The sequence below is a fragment of the Flavobacterium sp. UBA4854 genome (genome assembly GCF_002399805.1).
Lineage (GTDB): Bacteria > Bacteroidota > Bacteroidia > Flavobacteriales > Flavobacteriaceae > Flavobacterium > Flavobacterium ginsengisoli.
This window is the reverse complement of record NZ_DHEI01000133.1, coordinates 1-23,550: the sequence shown is the minus strand read 5'-3', so window position 1 is coordinate 23,550 and position 23,550 is coordinate 1. Positions and strand designations below refer to the sequence as shown.

The 23,550-nt window shown below is 33.2% G+C and carries 20 protein-coding genes; 11 read left to right on the top strand and 9 right to left on the bottom strand.

What is annotated here, in order from left to right; all coding sequences use genetic code 11:
- Window positions 1-364: 364 nt before the first annotated feature.
- Genes B3J44_RS19260 through B3J44_RS19250 form a run of 3 tightly spaced genes read left to right on the top strand, consistent with a single transcriptional unit; the run spans window position 365 to window position 7,019 of the window.
- On the top strand, window positions 365-3,592 hold the full coding sequence (locus tag B3J44_RS19260; RefSeq protein WP_286970742.1) for a SusC/RagA family TonB-linked outer membrane protein: 3,228 nt from the start codon (window positions 365-367) through the stop codon (window positions 3,590-3,592).
- Window positions 3,593-3,612: 20 nt separating this feature from the next.
- Window positions 3,613-5,403 carry a RagB/SusD family nutrient uptake outer membrane protein gene (locus B3J44_RS19255; protein ID WP_286970740.1) on the top strand — a complete coding sequence of 597 codons (1,791 nt, stop codon included), beginning with the start codon at window positions 3,613-3,615 and terminating at the stop codon, window positions 5,401-5,403.
- 47 nt (window positions 5,404-5,450) lie between these two features.
- Window positions 5,451-7,019: a DUF4957 domain-containing protein gene (locus tag B3J44_RS19250; protein ID WP_286970733.1), complete on the top strand. Its 1,569-nt coding sequence runs from the start codon at window positions 5,451-5,453 to the stop codon at window positions 7,017-7,019.
- A 100-nt stretch (window positions 7,020-7,119) separates the two neighbouring features.
- Here B3J44_RS19250 and B3J44_RS19245 read toward each other — a convergent pair whose 3' ends face one another.
- The 4 genes from B3J44_RS19245 to B3J44_RS19230 form a co-directional block, all read right to left on the bottom strand.
- Window positions 7,120-7,692, bottom strand: a complete 573-nt coding sequence (locus B3J44_RS19245; protein ID WP_286970728.1) for a pentapeptide repeat-containing protein — start codon at window positions 7,690-7,692, stop codon at window positions 7,120-7,122.
- Window positions 7,693-7,719: 27 nt separating this feature from the next.
- Window positions 7,720-7,920, bottom strand: a complete 201-nt coding sequence (locus B3J44_RS19240) for a hypothetical protein (protein ID WP_198858246.1) — start codon at window positions 7,918-7,920, stop codon at window positions 7,720-7,722.
- 69 nt (window positions 7,921-7,989) lie between these two features.
- Window positions 7,990-8,910 carry a helix-turn-helix domain-containing protein gene (locus tag B3J44_RS19235; RefSeq protein WP_286970723.1) on the bottom strand — a complete coding sequence of 307 codons (921 nt, stop codon included), beginning with the start codon at window positions 8,908-8,910 and terminating at the stop codon, window positions 7,990-7,992.
- Between the two features lie 3 nt (window positions 8,911-8,913).
- Window positions 8,914-9,477: a DUF6642 family protein gene (locus B3J44_RS19230; RefSeq protein ID WP_286970722.1), complete on the bottom strand. Its 564-nt coding sequence runs from the start codon at window positions 9,475-9,477 to the stop codon at window positions 8,914-8,916.
- Between the two features lie 171 nt (window positions 9,478-9,648).
- Between B3J44_RS19230 and B3J44_RS19225 the strand changes: the two genes are divergently transcribed.
- The 5 genes from B3J44_RS19225 (at window position 9,649) to B3J44_RS19205 (ending at window position 14,530) form a co-directional block, all read left to right on the top strand.
- Window positions 9,649-10,248 carry a nucleosidase gene (locus B3J44_RS19225; RefSeq protein ID WP_286970721.1) on the top strand — a complete coding sequence of 200 codons (600 nt, stop codon included), beginning with the start codon at window positions 9,649-9,651 and terminating at the stop codon, window positions 10,246-10,248.
- A 21-nt stretch (window positions 10,249-10,269) separates the two neighbouring features.
- Window positions 10,270-11,010, top strand: a complete 741-nt coding sequence (locus tag B3J44_RS19220) for an HNH endonuclease (protein WP_286970719.1) — start codon at window positions 10,270-10,272, stop codon at window positions 11,008-11,010.
- 408 nt (window positions 11,011-11,418) lie between these two features.
- On the top strand, window positions 11,419-13,221 hold the full coding sequence (locus B3J44_RS19215) for a glycoside hydrolase family 2 protein (protein WP_286970717.1): 1,803 nt from the start codon (window positions 11,419-11,421) through the stop codon (window positions 13,219-13,221).
- Between the two features lie 154 nt (window positions 13,222-13,375).
- Window positions 13,376-13,795 carry a helix-turn-helix domain-containing protein gene (locus tag B3J44_RS19210; RefSeq protein WP_286970716.1) on the top strand — a complete coding sequence of 140 codons (420 nt, stop codon included), beginning with the start codon at window positions 13,376-13,378 and terminating at the stop codon, window positions 13,793-13,795.
- Between the two features lie 105 nt (window positions 13,796-13,900).
- Window positions 13,901-14,530, top strand: coding sequence for an MgtC/SapB family protein (locus B3J44_RS19205; protein ID WP_286970715.1), 630 nt, complete (start codon window positions 13,901-13,903; stop codon window positions 14,528-14,530).
- 2 nt (window positions 14,531-14,532) lie between these two features.
- On the opposite strand, the gene B3J44_RS19200 is transcribed toward B3J44_RS19205, so the two are convergent.
- On the bottom strand, window positions 14,533-16,008 hold the full coding sequence (locus B3J44_RS19200; RefSeq protein ID WP_286970713.1) for a PLP-dependent aminotransferase family protein: 1,476 nt from the start codon (window positions 16,006-16,008) through the stop codon (window positions 14,533-14,535).
- A gap of 70 nt (window positions 16,009-16,078) precedes the next feature.
- On the opposite strand from B3J44_RS19200, the gene B3J44_RS19195 reads away from it, so the two are divergent.
- Complete coding sequence (locus B3J44_RS19195; RefSeq protein ID WP_286970705.1) at window positions 16,079-16,543, top strand: GNAT family N-acetyltransferase; 465 nt, start codon at window positions 16,079-16,081, stop codon at window positions 16,541-16,543.
- Window positions 16,544-16,578: 35 nt separating this feature from the next.
- Window positions 16,579-17,109, top strand: a complete 531-nt coding sequence (locus B3J44_RS19190) for a GNAT family N-acetyltransferase (RefSeq protein ID WP_286970703.1) — start codon at window positions 16,579-16,581, stop codon at window positions 17,107-17,109.
- A 4-nt stretch (window positions 17,110-17,113) separates the two neighbouring features.
- Here the strand turns inward: B3J44_RS19190 and B3J44_RS19185 are convergent, their stop codons facing one another.
- Window positions 17,114-17,914, bottom strand: coding sequence for an AraC family transcriptional regulator (locus B3J44_RS19185; RefSeq protein WP_286970701.1), 801 nt, complete (start codon window positions 17,912-17,914; stop codon window positions 17,114-17,116).
- Between the two features lie 67 nt (window positions 17,915-17,981).
- Between B3J44_RS19185 and B3J44_RS19180 the strand changes: the two genes are divergently transcribed.
- Entirely contained in the window at window positions 17,982-19,121 is a 1,140-nt protein-coding gene (locus tag B3J44_RS19180; protein WP_286970700.1) for an Atu1372/SO_1960 family protein, read from the top strand.
- A gap of 57 nt (window positions 19,122-19,178) precedes the next feature.
- Here B3J44_RS19180 and B3J44_RS19175 read toward each other — a convergent pair whose 3' ends face one another.
- The 3 genes from B3J44_RS19175 to B3J44_RS19165 all read right to left on the bottom strand — a co-directional run.
- Window positions 19,179-20,018: a DUF4249 domain-containing protein gene (locus B3J44_RS19175; RefSeq protein WP_286970696.1), complete on the bottom strand. Its 840-nt coding sequence runs from the start codon at window positions 20,016-20,018 to the stop codon at window positions 19,179-19,181.
- A gap of 4 nt (window positions 20,019-20,022) precedes the next feature.
- Window positions 20,023-22,644 carry a TonB-dependent receptor gene (locus B3J44_RS19170; protein WP_286970688.1) on the bottom strand — a complete coding sequence of 874 codons (2,622 nt, stop codon included), beginning with the start codon at window positions 22,642-22,644 and terminating at the stop codon, window positions 20,023-20,025.
- A 99-nt stretch (window positions 22,645-22,743) separates the two neighbouring features.
- Window positions 22,744-23,550: FecR family protein (locus B3J44_RS19165; protein WP_286970684.1), on the bottom strand; the 807-nt coding region annotated here is incomplete at its 5' end.

The following is a 23,550-nucleotide window of genomic DNA, read 5'->3' as shown; positions in this document are numbered from 1 at the left end:
AATCAAATGAACGATTAATAATAATATTATTAATATTTTATATTGATATAAATTACATATGTTACATAAAAAAGCAATAAAATTTCTAATATGTAATTTTTTTTATGAAATTTTTGGGAAATTTTATTTTTCGTTTAAAAAAAATATCTATGTTTGTGTAATCGATTACAACTTTTTTTACATAGTTCGAAAACGATTAAGTAAAAGAGAAGTAAAATGAGGAAGAATAAAGATTTACTTCGGTGATAAATAAAATACTGTTAAAATAAAAACCACAAAAATTAACCATAAATGAATTGAAAGTAACCACAAAAAACCACTTAAACCACAAAGAAAAACCATTTAATAACTTAAACAATCAACCATGAACTTTAAAGAATTATTAAACAAAGGAGCAAACTTTTGCTTTAAACTTGTTTTCTTACTGTGCTTATTGATCGGTAGTCAAATACACGCGCAGGGCACAACGATAGAGGGAACCGTGAAGGATGCCGCGGGACTTTCTCTTCCTGGGGTAAACGTCTTAGAAAAAGGAACTAAGAACGGAACTTCTACCGATTTTGACGGGCATTATAAATTAAAGCTTACTAATCCGAAAGCAGTCTTAAGCTTTTCTTTCATAGGATTTAAAAGCATTGACATTTCTGCAGACGGAAAAACAAAAGTAAACGCAACAATGTCTGAAGATTCTAATAACTTAAATGAAGTTGTTGTAATTGGATATGGAACATCTAAGAAATCTGATTTGACTGGAGCAGTTGCTACATTTTCTGGAAGTGAAGTTCGTAAAATTCCAGTGCCAAACGTAGCTGAGGCATTAACAGGACGTATTGCCGGAGTATCGGTAAGTAGTTCTGAAGGTTCTCCAGATTCAAACGTTCAGATAAGAATTCGAGGAAATGGATCTTTAAGTCAAGATGCTTCTCCATTATATATCGTAGATGGATTTCCGGTAAATAATATTAATGATATTTCTTCTTCTGACATTGAAACGATGACAGTTTTGAAAGATGCATCATCTACTGCAATCTATGGTTCTAGAGGAGCTTATGGAGTTATTATTGTTACAACTAAAAAAGGTAAAGATGGTAAAATAGCAGTAAATTATAATATGTTCTACGGAATGAAAAAGCTGGCTAATACTATCGATGTTACATCTCCAGAAGATTACGTAAAATGGCAGTATGAGTATGCTTTACTAGATCAAAGCGATAAAACTATTTTGAGTAATCCAAGTTCTTATACTAAGTATTTTGGTAATTGGCAGGATTATGATATGTACAAAGGTATGAAAGGTAATAACTGGCAAAAGCAAGTTTTTGGACGTACTGGAGAAGTGCAGAGCCGTGATTTATCTATTCGTGGTGGAAGTGATAAAATGAACTATAACTTCAATTATGCACATTATGATGAAAAAGCAATTATGCTTGGATCAGATTTTAAAAGAAACAATTTATCTCTTGCTTTAAATAGTAAAGCTTCTGATAAAGTAGATTTAAGTTTTACAGTACGTTACTCTGATACTGAAATTAACGGTGCCGGTATGAATGAGCAAAATGAAGCTTCTTCTGCAGATTCTCGTTTAAAAAATATTGTGGGGTATGCACCAATTCCTATTCCAGGTTTAACGACAGACGATACAGACGAAGCGGTTTCTAACAATTTAACACATCCTTTTGTTGCTATTACAGACAACAACCGTCAGCAGTTTAGAAAGAACTTTAATACATTGGGAAGTTTTTCTTGGAAACTTACTTCAGATTTAATATTCAAAACAGAATTAGGTTTAGATAATTACAACTTCCAAGATTATCGTTTCTATGGTCGTACAACGTATTATGTAAAAAATAATCCTGCAGCCGAAAGACAAGGTATGCCTGCATTGATAATGTCTGATAGAAAAGATACTCGCTTTAGAAATGCAAATACTCTTAACTATGATTTGAAAAAAATAATGGGAGAAAACCATAGTTTAAAATTACTTTTAGGAGAAGAGTCTATTAATTATAATAGAAATGATTTGACAAGTACAATTCACGGATTTCCATTATCTTTTGAGTTAGATGAGGCAAAAAAATTAACTACACAAGGAACGCCAGTTTCAGTTGATAATTTCTATTTCCCAGATGATAAATTACTTTCTTTCTTCGGACGTGCAAATTATGATTACAAAGATCGTTATCTTTTAACAGCGACTTATCGTGCCGATGGTTCAAGTAAGTTCTTAGGAAGTAATAAATGGGGATTTTTCCCAGCAGCAGCAGCAGCTTGGAAAATTTCAGGAGAAGAATTTATGAAAAATGCTTCATGGGTTAATTTGCTTAAATTAAGAGTAAGTTATGGTGAAGCAGGAAACAATAATATTCCGACAGGACAAATGGTTCAAAGTTTTTCATCTACTACATCTACATGGATTAATGGAGTAGATAGCTATTGGGCAGCTTCAAAAACAATGGCTAATCCAGATTTGAAATGGGAAACTACTGTAACGCAAAATATTGGTTTAGATTACGATCTTTTCAAAAATAAGGTAACAGGATCTGTTGAGTTTTATAAAAACAAAACAAAAGACTTGCTAATGAATTTCCCAATTTCTGGAGGTTATGACTATCAGTATAGAAATATGGGTGAAATTCAAAACAGTGGTGTAGAGGCAACTTTAAACCTTAACTTAATTGAAAGACCTAAATATGGAGTGAGCGTATCATTTAATGCTGCATTCAATACTAACAGAATTAACTCTCTTGGTGTAATGAAAGATTTTACATGGTCAAGTGGATGGGCTTCTTCTTCAATCACAGCAGATTATCTTGTAAATGTAGGACAACCTCTAGGGATTATGTATGGATATAAAAGTGATGGACGTTATGAAGTTTCAGACTTTGATTATAATGCAGGAACTTATACTTTAAAAACAGGAGTTGCAGATGCTAAAACTGTCGTTGGCCCAATGAAGCCAGGTGCTATGAAATTAAAAGATATTAACGGTGACAATGTTGTAGATAGCAAAGATCTTACTGTTATAGGAAATGCGAACCCAAAAAGTACTGGAGGTATGGTGTTAAATGCTAATGCTTACGGATTTGATCTTTCTGCAGCTTTTAACTGGAGTATTGGAAACGATGTATACAACGGAAATAAAACAGAATTTTCTACTTCAGTTCCTAACGGACAATATAGAAATTTAGGTTCTGAAATGGCAGATGGAAAAAGATGGACAAATCTTGATCCTAATACAGGACAACTAGTAACCGATCCTGCTCAGTTAACTGCTTTAAATGCAAATACTACAATGTGGTCTCCATACATGCCTCGTTATGTTTTTACTGATTGGTCTGTTGAAGATGGGTCTTTCTTAAGACTTAACAATTTAAGTTTAGGTTACACTACGCCAGATGCGCTAACTTCTGCTTTAGGAATTTCTAAGTTGAGATTTTACTTGACAGCTAGTAATGTTTTTGTTTGGACTAAGTACTCAGGTCAAGATCCAGAAGCTTCAACTAGAAGAGCGACACCGTATACTCCAGGAGTTGATTATTCAGCTTATCCAAGAAGTAGACAGATGATATTTGGTTTAAACCTTAATTTCTAATTCAGTTAAATTTTCACAAGATGAAACATAAAATATTAATAGCAGGAATGTTTGTTGCAAGCTTTTTTACTTCTTGCTCAGATGATTACTTAGATGCCCCAGCAAAATCAACATTAGATGAGTCAGTTATTTTTTCTAATCCAGGACTGGCTGAAGGCGCAATTGATGGAATAAAAATTCCTTTTGCAGAAACGAATTCATATAGAGGCCGTTATCTTCCTTTTTATGGTTTGAATACAGATACAGAATGGTATAACTCTTCTCAAACTGTGAGTGATGCGTCAGATTTGTGTACTTATGATGCACAATCAATTAATTCTCAAATGAATACAACTAATAATGCTTGGGCAATGATGTACTCAGGTATTGAACGTGCTAATATTGCTATTAGAGGTTTGCGTACTTACGGAAATCCAACTCCTGGATCGGAGCTAGGATATTTACTAGGTGAGGCATTAACTCTAAGAGCTATTTATTATGCCGATTTAGTAAAAGCATGGGGAGATGTGCCAGCAAGATTTGAACCTTTGAATAACGAAACTTTATATGTATCGAAATCAAGCCGTGATGTGATTTACAAGCAGATTATTGCCGATTTAGGAGAAGCTGCAACATTAGTGCCTTGGCCAGGTGGAAGCGCAGCAACAAGTAATGTAGAAAGAATTAATAAAGCGTTCGTAAAAGGATTTCGCGCTCGTTTGGCATTGGCTGCCAGCGGTTACCAGCAATATCCTGACGGTATTAGAAGAAGTACAGATCCTGAATTGTCTGTTGCAAATATGTATGCTCTAGCATTGGCAGAATCTCGTTCTGTTATTGCAAGCGGTTCAGCACATTTAGAGTCTTCATTTGAAACATTCTGGAAAAAATACAATCAAGAGTATATCGTTGCAGGCGGAGAATCTCTATGGGAAATACCTTTTTCAGATGGTAGAGGGCGTATGTTGTTTACTTTTGCTGTAAAACATACTACAAACGACCAGTTTCATGCAAATGGAGCGAATCGTGGAGGAACTGCAGGACCACTTCCTACTGTTTTTTATGATTATGATCAAGAAGATACAAGAAGAGATGTAACATGTGTTCCTTATAAATATGGCACAGCGGTAAATAATGTTGCTAAGCAAGAATTAGGGGCATTAAATACTTGGTATTTTGGAAAATATAGATACGAATGGATGACTCGCTTTGTGACATCAACAAATGATGATGGAGTGAATAAAATTTATATGCGATACGCCGAAGTTCTTTTAATAGCAGCAGAAGCAGCAAATGAGTTAGAAGGTCCAGCAGCAGCAGCTCCATACTTAAAAGAAATTAGAAGAAGAGCGTTTCCAGCAGCATCTCAGAATGAAAAGGTTGATAACTATGTGAATTTACTAACTAGTAAAGTAGCCATGTTTAATGCTCTTGTTGATGAAAATAAGTATGAGTTTACAGGAGAAATGGAGCGTAAACAAGCACTGATCCGTTGGAATTTACTTAAGACAAAAATGGATGAAGCTAAAGCTGATATGAGAGATTTGTCTAATCGTTCAGGAAATTATCAAGATGTTCCTACTACATTGTATTATAAATACAAAGCAGATAATGTTAGTCTTGATATTTATGGTTTGAACCGTGGAGAAACTACAAACCCGGGAGCAGATTATTCGCAATTTACATGGACTTGGACAGGTGCAACAGCAGATACTAAAATCAATACTTTATACAAACCTGGAGTAGATCCAAACAATAGACAATTCTGGCCAATTTGGAAAGTGTTTATTGAGAGTAGTAATGGAATGCTAACAAATGATTACGGTTATTAATAACAAGTGATTATAGTTAGTAACGTGAAAATTAATAAAGTATAATTATGAAAACAAAATATAAAGTAAAAGGATTTATTGCTGTAATGTTGCTGGCTCTGGCTGTTTCAAGCTGTGAGAGTTACAATGAAGCGGTTATTGACAGTTTAGATGTAAATAGGGCTTTTTCGCCAGTAGGCATCTCGGCCATAGTAAGAAATAAAACGACAGTCGAATTAAATTGGACAGCTAAAGATGATGCAGATCATTACGTAGTAGAAATTAGTGCCGATGATGCTAATTTCGGTACAATTTATAAAACTTTAAATGTTGCTCCAACAGAACTTCCTGTGCAAATTGCATTAGAAGGAGAAACAGTTTATTCGTTTAGAGTAAAGGCAATTAGCGCTACAGGTCTAGAAGATTCTAAGTGGTCTCTTGCTACTGCCACTACTTTGGCAGAAGATATTTATCTTGCTACGGTAGATGGAGATATTGATGCTAAACAGGTTACTTTAAGATGGCCTGCAAATAGCACTGTGACACAAATTGTAGTTAACCCAGGAGCAATAACACATGTTATTACGCCAGCAGAAAAAGTTAGTGGTGTTGCAATAGTAACAGGATTAACAGGAGAAACTTCTTATACAGCAGATTTGTATAACGGAACTAAAAAGAGAGGATCTAAAGCTTTTACAACTGGAATTGATATTGGAGATGGTATTTTGGTTAAATCAACAGATGATTTAATGCAGAAAATTGCTGATGCAGAATCTGGAGGAATACTTGTTCTTGAACCAGGAGATTATACTGCTGATAACCAAATAGGAGCAATTACCTTAAACAAATCAATAACACTAAGAGGTTTACGTAGTTTTAATAAACCAAAGCTTCATGTTAATTTTGTAATGACAAACGGAGCGGCTAATTTGAGCTTAATAGATCTAGACTTGAAAGGAGATAGTTTTGCTAGCGGTAGCAATATTTCTGTTGTCAAATACAACGATAATAATACAACTTATGGTGCACTTTTAATAAGTGGTTGTAATATACATGATTACGCAGTTTCATTAATAAGTGCTGGTTTATCAGCTTCTAAGATGACTTCAGCAATAATCGAAAACACAATTGTAACCAATATCTTGACTACTGGAGGAGAATTTATTGACTTTAGAGGATCAAACTTAGGACAGCTTACTCTTAAAAACAGTACGTTTAACAACTGCGCAACAGCAAGATATTTCATTCGTATGGATGCCGGACTTACCGGAAGTTCAAATGTGTTAATAGATGCGTGTACGATTTCTAATCCAAATATGCTTGCAGCAACAGGAAATGCAATTTTGTATACACGTTTTGCTACTACATCAATAATTGTACGTAATACATTGTTTGCAAATACACCAGCACCATATACAAGAGAAACGGCAACTCCAAATCCGACATTTACAAATAATAATTATTTCAATTCACCAAACTTAATTGGTAATCCTAATTCGCTTGCTAATAATAGACCAGATGCATCTGGAACTTCATTAGATCCTCAATTTGGAACTACTTCCGGTGACTTTACGATTAAAGATCAAACCTTAATCGATCGAAAAGTTGGAGATCCACTTTGGTACGGTGGCAGATAAAAAATCGTGGTTGATTAAATAGAGAAAAGCGGGATGCAATTGAATTTGCAATCCCGCTTTTTATCTTTAGATGGAATTGAATAAAACTAAAAACTAAAAATTACTCAATAGATAAATCAAATTTTTGAAGTAAACCTGCAAGTGCCGCGTGTGAAACCTTTGTTCCTTTAATCTTATTTTCTGACGGATCAAAAGCATAATTTCGAGAACTTCTGAAATCTGTTTTTTCTAGAATACTTTCCACGAAAGTGGAGCCAGAAAGATCGCAATTCTTAAAAACTGCTAGAGACAAATCGGTATTAGAAAAATCAGTTTCTTTTAAAAAACAATCTGCAAAAGTAGTTTTCTTTAGCTTTTTGTAAATGAAAGTAGAATAGTCTAAAATACAATCTTCAAAATTCATTGAAAACAAAAAACTATTGCAAGCACTAAAGTCCAATCCCATTAATTTACAGCCGATAAACTTGATGTTTTTCAATCCGGTATTTCTTAAAGTTGCCAAAGAAAGGTTGCAATTTTTAAAAGTACAATCTAAAAAGTCGTTATGGCTTAAATCGCTTTTAGAGAAATTACAGTTAATGAATTCGCAGTTTACAAATTCAGTATGTGCTAAACTTTGTTCCGAATAATCGATCGTTTCAAAAGTGCGGTTTTGATATAATTTTGATTCCATTATAATTTTTAGAAGGCGTATAAAGTTTTATTCTAATTCGATGCATTCAAAAACAGTATTGTTTTGAAGGAGTTCTACAGCATTTAATTCGCTATCAATTCGTAAAATATTATCACAATCTTCGAGGTCGAAATTCCACTGAGATTCTGGTAATAATTGATTTAGTAATGCAGAAGCCGATTCGAATTTGGTCTGATTATCAACGGAAGTTTTAAAAACATAAATCATAATTTGCATTTTGAGGTAGCAAATTTCTGAAAAACACCCGCATATTTGTTAGGATTCTATAATCAATAATTAGGACTTATCAATCATTTTTCGGTATCGTATAGGAGAGATTCCTTCTGTTTTTTTAAAAAATCGGCTAAAGTAAGATTGATCTTCAAAGCCTACTTGCGTTGCAATTTCGCCCACAGAAAGTGTAGTTTGAAATAGTAAATATTTGGCCTCTAGTAATATGTTTTCGTCAATCCATTTAACAGCAGATTTTCCTGTTACGGTTTTAACGCATTTGTTTAAATGGTTTGGAGTAACATTTAATAAAGAAGAATAGTAATTAACTTGGTGCTGCGTTTTAATGTGGTCATGAATCATTTCTTTGAACTTTGCTGTAATTGCTTCTGCTGCCGAAATGTTTTTAGAAGTTTTTACCGCATTTTTATTCATTTCATAAAACAGCGTAATCAAGTACGATTGCACAATATTCAAATCTGTAACAGTTGTTTCAGAATATTCCTTTTTCAATCGTTCTAAAATATTGGTTATTGGAGCAATATCTTCAGGAGCAAGTTTTATTTTTGGATTTCCCGAAATTTTTAAAAAATCAAAATCATTAAGAAGCTCGCGGCTTCCATATTTTCGAATCAAAATATCAGGATGAAACTGGCAGATGTAACCTTTATGAATATTGTTAACATTATCAAGCGAAAAAATTTGACCGGCCGGAACCATAATCATTTCGTTATCGGTTGTAATGTATTCTTGATAACCCAATTTCATAACATGCTGGCCAGAAGAAATAAAAATCAAAGTATGGCAAGAATGTTTAGAAGGTGGAACTGGATGCTGCATTTGCATCATTTCTTCTATTTCAAGACAGAAAAAATGATCAGAATTCGACTTGAAAAGCAAATGAATAGGATTATCTTCTCCTAAAAACTTCTCTCGAAATCCTTTTGGGCCATAGGTTTTTATTTTCTCTGCTTGCTTCTTTTTCATTTTTTAATAATATAATCTAAAATCAAGCAGTTTACACAGATTATAATGTTTGGTATAAAGATCCTCGACAACTTCAATCAAATTATCGTTTTCCTGATACAAACTAAAAAAAGCTTTGTCGATCGTGCTGCAACTTGCAATTTTATTGTAAGTCGAACCATATCCAGAAATAGCTCTAGCGCCAGTAATATCTAAAAAATATTGGGCTTCTTCTTCGTTTAAATCCAAAACCTTAAGATTGGCAAAATGAATGATTTTACCTTTCATTTTACCTTCAAACAATTCGGCAATTTCTTCAATGCTGTAATAATAATCGTGAAGACAGATATTGTTTTCCTGACCAGGCATTGCCAAATAAATAATTTCATAATCTTTGAAATTATGATCTTCATAAAGCAAAATATTCAGACTTTCTTCTAAACCTTCGATTGTGTCGCAAGTTTTATGAATGCTCGAAATACCTTGGTCAATAGCCAATTCTTCCAGACATTTTACCACATTGGTCGGCGTATGATCGTCTATATCTTTTACGCCTTCAAGGCAGAAAATAAATTTTTCATTATCCATGCAGTTATTCTTTCTGGTTTTAAACTTTTTTACTGGTTTTAGCAAATGTATTTTTTATATCATAAAATCCAATAGAGAAAACAGACTTTAACGTGTTTTTTTGATTTTAAATTTAGGTTACAGCTGCGTAAATTTTTAAGCGTATTTTTGTAAACCAAAAATAAATTACGCATGATACAAATTAACCAAACGGCATCTTTTGCCGTTGAAGATATATTATTCTGTTTTGCTCTTGAATCTGAAGCAGCAGAAGTTTTTAAAGGGCATAATATTTTATTTACAGGAATTGGTAAAGTAAATGCAGCTTACGAATTGACAAAAGCCATTCAAAAGAAAAGGCCTTCTATCATTATAAATCTAGGATCGGCAGGAAGTGGCTGCTTTCAAAAAGGCGAAGTAATTTGCTGTACCAAATTTGTACAAAGAGATATGGATGTTCGCGGTTTAGGTTTTGCATTATACGAAACGCCACTTTCTGGTTTACCGCCAGTTTTAGAATATGGTTTATTAATGGATAATCTTCAAGAAGGAATTTGCGGAACTGGAGATAATTTCGAAATGGAACATTGTTCAGATGTCTACAATATAGTTGATATGGAAGCCTACGCTTTGGCGATGATTGCCATGAAAGAGAATATTCCGTTTTTAAGTCTAAAATATATTTCTGATGGAGCTGATGATAATGCTGCTGAAGATTGGACGGTTCAAGTTCATAAAGCAGCAATTGCTTACGGCAAAATTTTGGGATTGATTGAAGAGAAAGTTTTTTAATAATAAATTTAAGAGTTTTAGATGCAAAGAGTTGACCAAGAAATGGAAGATTTAATAACTAGTGTTGGTGCCGAAACATTTATTAAATATTACAAGATTTATCAAGCACACAAGGATTTAAAAGATAATAGTTCAATTCGAATTGCTTTTAAGGAAAATGGAGAAAAATGGTCGCCTTCAACAATAAATACAAAAGCATCTGGAGGAAAAAGAATATTCGTGAAAGGATATGAACAAGACGTATTGCATAGAATAATTAATAATTCGATAAAACTCAATGAAGATATTATCAATCAAGCTAAAGATTATTTAATATTGTGTATAGAGGATGAAGTAATAAAATCTTTGCCAATAGATATTGAAACTGAAAAAATCCGATTAATCAAGTTAAGAATTCAGCAATCTTTGTTTAGAAAAATGGTTGTTAAACATTGGGAGAAATGCGCAATTACAAAATGTGAAAATCAATCAATTCTTATTGCTTCTCACATAAAACCATGGAAGGATAGTGATAATTTAGAAAAGCTAGATCCTTTTAATGGGATTTTACTTTCTCCTATTTACGACAAACTGTTTGATAAGTATTTAATTTCATTCGATGATAATGGCAATATTTTAATTTCTGATGAACTTACAAATAATGATTTAGTTGCACTGAATGTAAAGAAAACTGACAAATTAAATTTTCATAAATTAGAAAAAAGACATCTTGACTATTTAATTCATCATAGAAATATATTTTTTTTAAAAAATGAAATATAATATTATTTCACAAATAAAGATCAAATGAAATATAACTTAAGGTGAAAAATTTTGTTTGTGAACTTTTTTGCATAACGCAAGCTATTTCTTAATTGAAATGGCTTTTTTGATTTTTAAGAGATTGCTCCAGCGGAGCACAATATTTATAGCATAATTTAAATCCTCAAAAACAAAAAGCTCCAACGGAGCGGCACATTAATTTTTATCGAGACATATAGTTTTCATGAAAATACAACCCACAATCAGCAAGAATGCTTGTTCTAACACAAAACTGATAAGTATTTGATGGGTTATTTTGGCCAATCAAAAGACAGTAGTTTACCGCTGTATTAGAGAAACTTTTTAACTTTATAGTTTTCATTTTTTAATGAAAAACGAATTAACTATTGAAACCAAAATGATTTTATTATGAAGAAAATTGCAATGCTGTGCTGTACTTTTTTGTTGATGGGAAAAACAATAGCTCAGGAAATTCCATTAGTAACTAATATTTCAGCTAGAAACTATATTACTTTAAACGGAAAATGGAGATATATTGTAGATCCTTTAGAAAACGGATATTTTAATTACCGTTTAGAACCTTTTAAAGATAACGGATTTTTCGAAAATAAAAAATGGAACACCACAGAATTAAGCGAATATAATTTTGCAACCTCAGCAGTTATGGATATTCCGTCTGATTGGAATTCGAAAGATCAAAGACTGTTTTTTTACGAAGGAACGGTTTGGTTTCAGAAAGACTTTAATTATAAGAAAGATGCAAAATCGAAAGGAATTCTTCATTTCGGGGCAGTCAATTATGACGCAAAAGTTTACGTGAACGGAAAAATGGCAGGAACTCATATTGGAGGTTATACACCTTTTAATTTTGATGTAACCGATTTGTTAGTTGACGGAAACAATTTCGTAGTAGTAAAAGTCGATAACAAACGCCATAAAGACAACGTGCCAACGGTAAATATGGATTGGTGGAATTACGGCGGAATCACAAGAGATGTAACTTTAGCTCAAGTTCCGAATACGTATATTGAAGATTATTTGGTTCAATTGGATAAAAAAGAAAAAGGGAAAATTTCTGGTTGGATAAAACTCAATAATGAAAGCGGAAATCAATCTGTTTCAGTTTCAATTCCAGAATTAAAAATCAAAAAGAGCATTACAACAGATGCTAAAGGAATGGCCTATTTCGAAATAAAAGCCAATCCTGTTTTATGGACGCCCGAACAACCAAAATTGTACGACGTAACTATAAGTAAAGCAGATGAAAATATTGCTGATAAAATTGGGTTTAGAACTATCGAAACCAAAGGCAAAGAAATTCTATTAAACGGAAAAAAAGTCTTTTTACGCGGAATCAGCATTCACGAAGAAGCACCTTTTAGATCCGGAAGAGCATGGTCTCAAAATGATGCGATTACGTTATTGACTTGGGCAAAAGAATTAGGCTGTAATTATGTTCGTTTGGCGCATTATCCGCACAACGAAAATATGGTAAGAGAAGCTGAAAAAATGGGATTAATGATTTGGTTTGAAGTTCCTGTTTATTGGACTATTTCGTGGACAAATCCCGAAACTTATGCCAATGCAGAACATCAATTGCATGACATGATTTACCGTGATAAAAATCGTTGCGGCATTGTAATTTGGTCAATTGCCAACGAAACGCCACATGGAAATGACCGAGATGTCTTTTTAAGCAAATTAGCAAAATATGCTCGCACACAAGATAATTCTCGTTTAATAAGTATGGCAATGGAAGTTACTTCGAGTTCGAATAACATCAATACACTTCATGATAATATGAATGAATATGTAGATATCGTAAGTTTTAATCAATACTTAGGTTGGTACAGAGGAACTAACGAATCTTGTAAAGACATGCAATGGGTAATTCCGTATAACAAACCCGTTATTATAAGTGAATTTGGAGGCGAAGCGTTACAAGGTCTTCATGGCGATAAAAAAGAACGTTGGAACGAAGAATATCAAGAAGAATTGTACATTCAAAACACACAAATGTTCAACAGAATTGAAGGCCTAGCAGGAGTTTCGCCTTGGATTTTAGTCGATTTTAGATCGCCAAGAAGACAGTTGCCGAATATTCAGGATTTCTTCAATCGAAAAGGTTTAATTTCTGATCAGGGAATTAAAAAGAAAGCTTTTTATATCATGAAAAATTGGTATGAACAAAAAGAAAAAGAATATAAGTAAACAAGATTTTTAAAATTTATTTTTGTCTGAAAAGTTGTATTTTTGGCATCATATAAAAATAAGTTTCTATTTGCCGTTTTTTGGTATCATACAGAACAAATTATGTAATCTACATATTTCTTATTTTTAAAGTCGTAATTATTATCTTTGAACTATGAGTACATTAACCAGACCAAATCACATCGGGAGAAAAATTAGCCGCATTCGTGAGCTAAAAGACATGAAACAAGAAGCATTGGCAATTGCTTTGGGAATAAGCCAGCAAGCAGTTTCAAATATCGAAAATAGTGAAACTGTTGATGAACAAAAATTAATCGAAATTGCAAAAGCTTTAGATGTAACTGTTGAAGCTATCAAGAATTTTTCGGAGGAAGCTGTATTCAATTATTTCAATAATTTTTACGATAATAGTCAAGGAAGTGTCGGAAATCATGATGGAAACCATCACTGCACATTTAATCCATTAGATAAATTAATAGAATCAGTTGAAGAAAATAAAAAGCTTTACGAACGCCTTTTGCAAGCTGAAAAAGATAAAATCGAATATTTAGAAAAACTATTGAAAAGAAAATAGTTTTTGTATAAAAACTTAAATAGAGAGAACCTTCAAAGTCATTTTGATTTTGAAGGTTTTTTTGTGTTTTTTATGTAATTTTATTTGAAAAAATAGAAGACTTTAATGGAACTAGAAATTATCATAAGATTGCTTTTAGCAGCATTTTGGGGAGCATTAATTGGTGCCGAAAGAGAATATAGAGGAAAAGCAGCTGGTCTGCGTACCACAATAATGATTTCTGTTGGAGCTTGTTTTTTTACCCTAATGTCACAATGGATCGGCGGATCTGGGAATCCAGACCGTATAGCTTCTAATATTGTAACAGGATTAGGTTTTCTTTGCGCGGGAGTAATTTTTAGATCAGACAACCACGTTTCGGGTATTACGACCGCGGCGACAATTTGGTCGGTTGCGGCTGTAAGTATGGGAGTTGGCGCGGGTTATTACTTTGCTTCGGCTTGCGCGGCACTTATGATTCTTATAATTTTAACGATGCTTACCATTCTTCAAGATAAAATTGACCTCATCAACGAACATAAAACGCTCAGAATAACCTTTAAACGTTCAGACGCAGGACACGCAAGATGCAAAGAACTTTTTTCGACTTATGGTATAAAATCTAAATTGTTAATGCAACACCGTAATATAGACCATATTATTTTAGAATGGCAAATACATGGTTCTAAACATGCCATAGAATCTTTGTATGCTTCGCTTTTGCAAGATCCTATTTTTGAAGAATTGGTATTGTGATTTTAAATTAATCTTTTTAATATTTCGACCCCTTTTTCTAATTCTTCTTTGGAAGAAGAAGCAAAACCAAGTCTTGTTCCGTTTTCGTTATAATTGGGGTATTGGTGTGCTTTTCCATCAGAGAAATATAACCCTTTTTTATAAGCTTCTTTTGCCAATTGTTCTACATTGATGGATTTATCAAATTTTGTCCAAACCGTCATGCCACCTTGGGGGATAGAAAAATAGACAGCATTGCGTAATTCACTATTTAATAAATTACAGAAATGATTTCGTTTGTCTTCATAAATAGTAAGAGACTTTCGAAGATATCGTTGTACTGTTCCATCATTTATAATTTCTGCCATAGCATTGTCTAGAATATGATCGCCTTGCCGGTCTAAAAGTACGCGAACCTTGGTTAAATGCTCAATTACATTTTCTGAAGCGGCCAAATAACCCATTCTAAAAGCAGGAGAAAAACTTTTGCTAAAAGAGCCACAGTAAATAACCATTCCGTTTTCATCAGCACTGGCTAGCGGCAATAATGGACGATTACTGTAATGAAAATCAAAATCATAGTCGTCTTCAAAAATGATAAAACCATATTCATTCGCAAGCTCTAATAATTCCAATCGACGGTCAATGCGAAGCGCAACAGTTGTCGGATAATGATGATGTGGCGTAATGTAAACCATTCGGACTTTATTCTTTTGGCAGATCTTTTTCAGTTCTTCTATAACCAACCCATTTTCATCAACTGGAATTCCGATATGTTTGGCTTTTGCATGAAGAAAATTGTTTTCGGCGCGACGCCAACCAGGAATTCCAGAAACAATTATATCACTAGGTTGTACAAGTGCATTGCAAACTAGATTGACGCCCATTACGGTTCCTCGTACTGATAATATATTTTTGGAAGTCGTTTTTAAACCACGCGTTTCATTTAAATGTTTAGAAATAGCATTTTTATAATAATCTGAACCATCAGGATTGCCATAACTTCCAAATTTATCGTAAAGTCCGCTTCGGGTCAATTGGCTACGATAAGCTCTGTAAAGTTCTTTTAGAGGAGCTAGTTTTGGATCTGGAAAACCATCATCAAAATGAAGCGATGTTGTAGGCACGAAAAAAGAGTTTTCTAAATATTGAGGTTTGTCAATCTTAAAGCCTGCTGCCTTTTGTGCTTTATTGGATTTGTCTTCAAGTTTTTCGGGTTTTATTTCAGGAATATGTGCAGAAACAAATGTGCCGCGTCCAGTAAAACCTTCAAGCCAGCCCTGATTTTGTAATTCTTCAAATGCTTTGGAAACTGTAATCCTATTGATTCCAAGAAAAACAGCAATATCTCGTGAAGAAGGCAGCTTTTGCCCAGTCTGAAGTTTTCCGTGTTTTATGGAGAGCAATAAAACCTCAGCTAACTGAAGATATATCGGTTTGTCTTCATTTGAATTCAGATGAAAATCATTAAAAATTATTTTTAAAATTGGACTACTCATTTTGAATAAATTGGATTACAAATATAATCCAATATAGATTTACTTTTGAATCTTAAAAAGATAAAATAGTATGAATGAAGTAAATGTAGTGATCAGAAAAGCATTGAAAAAAGATGCTGATAAAATTTGGATTTTGATGCGAGATCTTGCAGTATTTGAAAAATATAGTGATGTTTTTGCAATTACGCCTAAGATCGTTCGCGAAAGCGGATTCGAAAAAAGTCCGCCTGATTTTTATTGTATCGTTGCCGAAGATGCAGAACAAATTGCAGGAATGTTGGTGTATTATTTTCTGCCTTACACTGCTGTAAATAAACCAGCAATTTATTTAAAAGAATTATATGTTGACGAAAAATACAGAGGACAGAAGATTGGCGAACAATTAATGAATATGCTACACGAAGAAGCCAAACAAAATAATTGCAGTCAAATTAAATGGACAGTCGCTCCTTGGAATGATGCAGGAAAAAAGTTTTATGAAAGGCTAGGAGCAAACGAAAACAAAGATTGGTTAAACTACGAATGGAATCTTTAAATATTGCTTAATTTTAAAATTGAAAAACTTAGACAATGAATTTTAATTTACAACCCGTTTTAGAAAACGATCTTTGCATTCTATCTTCTTTAGAAGAAAACGATTTTGATGCATTATACCAAGTAGCTTCTGATCCTAAAATTTGGGAACAACATCCAAACAAAGATCGATGGAAAAAAGAAGTCTTTCAAAATTTTTTTGAAGGTGCTATTAAAAGTAAAGGAGCTTTTAAAATTATAAACAAAGCAACTGGCGAAGTTGTTGGAAGTACACGATTTTACGATTTCAATCAAGAAGAAGATTGCATTTTTATTGGTTATACTTTTTATGCTGTTTCCTGTTGGGGAAAAGGTTTTAATCTAAGTGTAAAAAAGACAATGCTAGATTATCTTTTTGAATATGTTTCTAAAGTTAGATTTCATATTGGAGCAGAGAATATTCGTTCGCAAATTGCAATTTCGAGAGTAGGAGCAAAAAAAATAGCTGAAGAAGAAGTAGCTTATTTTGGAGAAAAACCAAAGTTGAATTTTGTGTATGAAATTGATAAAGAAGAATGGAGTCGCTAAAATATCATTTCCTAAGTTTTGGTTTTTCTTGAATTATATTAAAATAAGAAGCACTAAAAGCAGATAGACTTTTATAACCAACCAAATGAGCAATCTGACTTAAAGTATATTGCTTGGCATCTAGAAGTTCAATGCTTTTTAGAATACGAATTAGCTGCAAATATTTTTGAAGCGTAATATTTGTTTTCTGTTTAAAAATCCTTTGCAAACTGCGAACCGACATTTGGGCTAGATTGGCCAATTCGTCAATTTCAAAAGCATATTGATAATTTTTGTTGATGTAATTGCAAACAGGAATCAAACGGTCATCTGCAGGAACTGGAATTTGTAATGCATTGTTTTCTTTGCAAAAGTTAGGAAGACTCGTTAAAATCGCTTTTAAGAAATTGGCTTGTTCTTCATTTTCTGTTAAAAGTTTATCCCATTTTTGAGCATAAAGAATCATTTCTTTTAAAACATTGGGAGCCGAGAAAACATGCACATTTTGAAAAAAATCTTGCGTGGGAACAGATTTGAATAAAGCAATTATCAAGTTTACGGTTTTAGATTCTGAAGAAATGCGATGTTCTTTTTTGGTCGGAATCCAGATAACATGGTTTTGCGGAACGAGATAAGTCTTTTCTTCAATATGAAAATATTGATAACCCTCTTCTACATAAGTTAATTGGTAACGTTCGTGCGTGTGCAGATATTCGTCATGCTGCCAGTTTTGGTCATACCAAACATAAGCGTTTGTTGATATATTGTCTAGAAATTGACCTTCTGTGGGTTCGGATAAACCACATTTTGAATTGGCGTTTTGCATGTACTTTTTGGCAAAGTTAATAAAAACGTCATTGCTAATTTTGTAAATGAATATAATTTACAATAACATGAATAAACTACATCTCTTTTGGATCGGTATTTTGACACTATTAGTGATCCATATAAGTGAAGCGCAGAATAAAAAAACGAACATATTGGTACTTATACATTCTGACAATGGTGGAACTTACGAATTGGCAAAAGAAATTGCTAAAGGAATCGAGAGTGACCAAAATGCTACAGCAATTATAAAACAAGTAAAAACGGCAACTAATTCAAAATTAAAAGAAATTCCAGTTGCAACGGTTGAGGAGTTGCCATCGTATGACGGAATCGCGTTTGGTTCTCCTGTTTACTTTGGAAATATTAGTACTGCCATGAGTGAGTTTCTTTCTAAAACAGTCAATTTATGGACGAATCATGCTTTAGAAGGAATGCCTGCAATGGTTTTCATGTCGGCAGGAAGTGGCGCTGGGAAAGAATTGGCTTTACAGTCTTTTTGGAATAGCTTGGCTGTGCATGGAATGGTTTTGGCTTCAAACGGAATTAGAGGTAATGAAAAAATCGACAAGAAAATTCCGCAGGGAAATTCTGTTTTAGGAACCACAAGTTTGGCTTCCTTAAAAGATGTTGAAAGACCAACAAAAGATGAACGTTACTTAGCAGAATTGCAAGGAAAAAATTTTGCTAAAGTTGCTTCTGCTTTAAAAGGAACTTTTGCTAAGAAAGAAATAACAGTAAAACAAGAATCTTCAATTAATGCTATTTTAAACTCGAAGAATATTGTATTGCCGCAAGTGCCTAAACCAGCAGGAAATTATCAGCCATATGTTCGTACAGGAAATTTGATATTTATTAATCAAGTGGCTTTAAAAGATGGAAAAATCCTGAATCCAGGAAAATTAGGAGTGAATGTTGATGAACAACAAGTTAAAGAGGCAACCGAACAGACAATGCTAAACGTAATTTCGGTTTTGAATGAAGCAGTTGACGGAGATTTAAACCGTGTAAAACGTTGCGTGCAATTGACAGGAATTTTCAATACCAAAGACGATTACACCAAACACGCCGATTTAATGAACGTTGCTTCAAATCTTACTGTTGAAATTTTTGGAGAAAAAGGAAAACATGCTAGAGCAACTTTCGGAGCTTCATCAATTCCTGTAAATTCTTCGGTAGAAATACAAGCTGTTTTTGAGGTAGAATGATATGGTTAAAAAAATAAACCCCTTAGAAAATAAGGGGTTTATTTTTTGAGTTAAATTTTATTTCATTGTATATGAAACCGTTTCTCCTTCACAAAGTCTAAAATAACCTAAAGCATAATCATTGCTATCATTTATATTTATAACATTTCCTCTAATGTTTCCTGGCGTTGTGCCAAATGGATTTGCACTTGATGCCTCAAAAATTAAATTCATGTAATTATAGAAGTTTTTAGAAATTCCGCGATGTACTATTTTAACTGTTTTTCCTGGTTTTAAATCGGTATCAGAAAATTCATTAACGACTTCATTTCCGTTGTACAAATCATCATTTGACATTATAGTATATGGAATTTTAAGAAAGTCAGTTGTAAAATAGTCCAGATAATAATTTTGTTCTTCTACAGGATCATCAAAATACACAGAAATTACCAATAAATCTGGGCCAGAAATGTCTGGCATATAGCGTTGGTCAATTTTTTTAATTGGCGCAACAGAAGTCATCTTTTCTACCGCTGTAAAAGTTTTTCCTTCAACTTCAACAAAAAGGGTATATTCCATATTAAGTACCGGAACAAAATCAGAACAAACATATGAACCAGCTTCTGTTTCTGTAAAAATAAAAGTATCGCCATCACTATTCCTAACGCGCACCACTGCTCCTGAAACTTTTGGAGTAGTGTTGTTGTAATAAGGAGCCATTTTACTAATTTTTATTGTTTGTACTTTTCCGTCAGTATTTTTATTCCAAAGGATTTCTGCGTCAATAACTATTTTAGCTTCTCCCGTTTCAAGATCAAGATTTACAACCTCTTCACAAGAGGATAATAATAAAATAAAAAGTAGACTAGTCACAGCCAATACTTTACTTATGAAATTATTTTTTGCGATTTTGTTCATATTGTTAAAATTTAAAATTGTAAGAAATACCAGGAACTAATCCGTAAATCGATAGTTTTTTGGTCTCGTTTAGTCCAGTATCCTCATTTGTTGAGAATGTGATAGAGGCCGCATTTTTTCTATTGTAAATATTATAAAGGCTAAATACCCAATAGCTTTGCCATCCTTTCTTTTTATCAGGTTTCGGAGTGTATGTAGCGGCTAAATCTAAGTGATGATAAAGAGGAAGACGGTTTTCATTTCGTAACGAAAAATTAGGCACATTAAATCCTCCAAATTCATAATATCCATTTGCGTATGTCACAGGTCTTCCTGATTGCAGAGTAAAATTAGCATTAAATGACCATTTAGGATTGTAATCATAAGTTCCCACAATATTTAAATTATGTAATTTATCATATGCTGTTGAGTACCATTGACCATTTGCAATACCAGGCTCCTCAGGTGTTCTTCCTGGAGTTTTTTGCTCAGCTTTAGATAACGTATATGCGATCCAACCGTTAAATCGTCCTGCATTTTTTCTAAATAACAATTCCATACCATATGATCTTGCTTGACCACTCAAAATCACTTGTTCAATATTGTTGTTTGCAATTAAATTTGCTCCGTCTACATAATCAATACGATTTTGGATCTTTTTATAAAAAAGTTCTCCTTCAAAAGAATAATCACGATCTCTTATATTTTGAAAATATCCTAATGCATATTGATCCAGTAATTGTGGTTTCATAAAAGGACCACTGGGCGTCCAAAGATTCATTGGCAAAGGAGATTGTGTATTAGAAAGCATATGAATATATTGTGCCATTCTGTTATAACTGGCTTTAACAGATGCATCTTCGTTGAACGTGTAAGATAATGCTGCACGAGGTTCAAAATTGTCAAATTTGCTGATTACTTCACCACTTTTATAATTGATGCTTCCTGTCGGAGTTCCTTCCTGATAAATATTATAAAGAGGATTATATACAACAGCATTTCCGTTATCATAAGTGCTTATTTCTTCGCTTCCCAAACGGTAGAATAAACTATAACGAAGTCCATAGCGAAGATTCAATTTTTCGGTTATCTGATGTTCGAAATCAATGTATGCAGAAGATTCGAATGCATATTTTTTATCTAATTGCTGGTAATTATATTGTGAGGTTGAACTTGTTGGTTGTACAGTTCCTGGATTGAAATTGTAATAAATGCCATCAACACCGTAATTCAATTTAAAGTTTTGAGTTATCGATTGTGCCCAGTTGTATTTTAAACCATAAGTTTGAACGGTATTCTTCCATTTTAATTCTTGGGTATCTAAGTGAAGGTTAAATTTATAGTCGCTATAAAAAACAGATAAATTGGTATTTAAGTCATCAGTAAATTTATGTTTCCAATTAAAAATTCCCATAGTATTTCCGAAATTAATATCTATCAGATTGTTTAATCGGATAGCATCATTTCCTAAATAACCTGAAAAACTCACCGTGTTATTGGTGTCAAGACGATAATTTAATTTTGTATTAAGATCATAAAAACCAATTCCGGCATTGACATCACTTAGTTTCAAAAACAAATTTGCATAAGAAGTACGCCCGCCAATAATAAAAGAGCCTTTGCCTTTTTTTAGAGGTCCCTGTACCAAAAGACGACTTGTAATCAAACCAATTCCTCCGTTGACTTTATAGTTTTCTAAATCTCCCGTTTGCTGATTTACATCAAGTACAGAAGAAACTCTTCCTCCAAATTTAGACGGAATGCCTCCTTTATACAAATCTAAACTATTAACCATATCAGCATTAAAAACGGAGAAAAAACCAAACATATGAGAATCTCCAAAAACTGGAGCACCATCAAGTAAGATTAGATTCTGATCTGCTGCGCCACCACGAACGTTAAACCCCGAAGAAGCTTCTCCTGCATTGGTAACCCCAGGCAATGCCAGTAGCGATTTTAAAGGATCTGGTTCGCCCATAGCAGCAGGAATCTTCTTAATATCCTCCATAGTAAGTTTATTGACACTCATTTGTGTATTTCTTACATCTACAGCTTTACTGCTTGTTACAATAACTTCTCCCAATTGCTGGCTATCAGAATCGATGTTGAAATTAACCTTAGTGTCATCAGAAACAGAAACTCGTTTTTCTTCATTTTTAAATCCAACATAACTTACTTGAACCGTATAACTTCCGTTTGGAACATCAATGCTGTATTTTCCGTTAGGATCTGTTACAACACCTGTTTCCAGTTCTTTAATATAGATATTGGCACCAATAACGGGTTGTCTTTCGTCATCAAGAACGTGGCCGGTTAGCTTGCTTTTTTTTTTGACAGGCTTCTGAGTTTGTTGCACTTTCTGTTTAACAAAAATATTGTTGCCAACTACAGAAAATTGTACAGACGAAATTTTATTCAATTCCGTAATAAGATTGCTGATTTCAATATTCTTAAAAGTATTTTTCTGAGTAAAATACTTTTTATTGGTATCAATTTGATCAGTAAAAGCAAATTTAAGATCGGTTTGATTTTCGATCTGTTTAAAGAATTCTTTTAAAGTTACATTTTGGTCAACAGTTACGGTAACGCTTTGAGCAGACATACACAAACTGAATAAAAAAAAGCATGCTGAAATTATATGCTTCATGAAATTTTGTATTTTTGAATATTATTAAATGGATAACTTGATGTTATCCTGAACATTAAGGAGGATGTGGAGTTTCGCGGCTTACATCCTTTTTTGTCTTCATTGAAAAGTGATCTGCTTTAAATCTTCATTTATTTCAAAGTTTAGGTTATACATTTCTGATAGCAATTGTAAAATCGTTTTTAAATCTTCTTTTCTATTAATTCGAATTGTGATTTTCTGATTTTGGTTTTCTTTCGGAAGAACCACTTTATAGCCATAATTCTCTTCGATGTAATGGCTTATCGCAGAAAGATTTTCATTATCAAAATCTACAAAACGGCTAAATTCTGACACCGAAGCAGTTTGGTTTCCGTAGGTAAATTTCTCTCCCGGTTTCAAAATCCATTTTTGATTTTGACCTTTTACATTCATCTGAACGCTTCCTTCAAATAACTCAACAGTAATTTCTTCGTTTTTAGATTCTTTCACTGTAAAGGAGGTTCCTAAGACGGTAGTTGTTGTTTCATCGCAAAAAACCTGAAAAGGATGTTGTTTGTCTTTTTTAACTTTAAAATAAGCTTCGCCATCAATTTCAATTTTTCTGTTTAAAGCAAAATCGTTTCCATAAATAATTTTAGAATTTGGAGCCAATTCTACTTTTGAGCTATCTGGCAAAACCACATATTTTATTGTTGAGGTTTTATTTTCGATTACATTTTCGGCAAGAACTGCATTTTCAACAGAAGCTGATGTTTCGGTAAAATAAATTCCAGTTCCAATAAGAGCAAAAAGTAAAATCGAAGCCGCAGCATAAATATGCCAAGGCCTAAACTTTCTTTTCTTCTCAGAAAATGTTTTGGCATGAAATTGCTCCCACGAAGCCTCTTTTTCATCTTGGGAATGAGAAAGGGGAGACTCTTTCCA

Bases quoted from the DNA above. Each gene is read 5' to 3' on its own strand.
- B3J44_RS19205 (WP_286970715.1), top strand. From the start codon at position 13,901: ATGGAACTAGAAATTATCATAAGATTGCTTTTAGCAGCATTTTGGGGA.
- B3J44_RS19200 (WP_286970713.1), bottom strand. From the start codon at position 16,008: ATGAGTAGTCCAATTTTAAAAATAATTTTTAATGATTTTCATCTGAAT.
- B3J44_RS19225 (WP_286970721.1), top strand. From the start codon at position 9,649: ATGATACAAATTAACCAAACGGCATCTTTTGCCGTTGAAGATATATTA.
- B3J44_RS19250 (WP_286970733.1), top strand. From the start codon at position 5,451: ATGAAAACAAAATATAAAGTAAAAGGATTTATTGCTGTAATGTTGCTG.
- B3J44_RS19195 (WP_286970705.1), top strand. From the start codon at position 16,079: ATGAATGAAGTAAATGTAGTGATCAGAAAAGCATTGAAAAAAGATGCT.
- B3J44_RS19220 (WP_286970719.1), top strand. From the start codon at position 10,270: ATGCAAAGAGTTGACCAAGAAATGGAAGATTTAATAACTAGTGTTGGT.
- B3J44_RS19235 (WP_286970723.1), bottom strand. From the start codon at position 8,910: ATGAAAAAGAAGCAAGCAGAGAAAATAAAAACCTATGGCCCAAAAGGA.
- B3J44_RS19230 (WP_286970722.1), bottom strand. From the start codon at position 9,477: ATGGATAATGAAAAATTTATTTTCTGCCTTGAAGGCGTAAAAGATATA.
- B3J44_RS19190 (WP_286970703.1), top strand. From the start codon at position 16,579: ATGAATTTTAATTTACAACCCGTTTTAGAAAACGATCTTTGCATTCTA.
- B3J44_RS19255 (WP_286970740.1), top strand. From the start codon at position 3,613: ATGAAACATAAAATATTAATAGCAGGAATGTTTGTTGCAAGCTTTTTT.
- B3J44_RS19245 (WP_286970728.1), bottom strand. From the start codon at position 7,692: ATGGAATCAAAATTATATCAAAACCGCACTTTTGAAACGATCGATTAT.
- B3J44_RS19175 (WP_286970696.1), bottom strand. From the start codon at position 20,018: ATGAACAAAATCGCAAAAAATAATTTCATAAGTAAAGTATTGGCTGTG.
- B3J44_RS19240 (WP_198858246.1), bottom strand. From the start codon at position 7,920: ATGATTTATGTTTTTAAAACTTCCGTTGATAATCAGACCAAATTCGAA.
- B3J44_RS19180 (WP_286970700.1), top strand. From the start codon at position 17,982: ATGAATAAACTACATCTCTTTTGGATCGGTATTTTGACACTATTAGTG.
- B3J44_RS19260 (WP_286970742.1), top strand. From the start codon at position 365: ATGAACTTTAAAGAATTATTAAACAAAGGAGCAAACTTTTGCTTTAAA.
- B3J44_RS19215 (WP_286970717.1), top strand. From the start codon at position 11,419: ATGAAGAAAATTGCAATGCTGTGCTGTACTTTTTTGTTGATGGGAAAA.
- B3J44_RS19185 (WP_286970701.1), bottom strand. From the start codon at position 17,914: ATGCAAAACGCCAATTCAAAATGTGGTTTATCCGAACCCACAGAAGGT.
- B3J44_RS19210 (WP_286970716.1), top strand. From the start codon at position 13,376: ATGAGTACATTAACCAGACCAAATCACATCGGGAGAAAAATTAGCCGC.
- B3J44_RS19170 (WP_286970688.1), bottom strand. From the start codon at position 22,644: ATGAAGCATATAATTTCAGCATGCTTTTTTTTATTCAGTTTGTGTATG.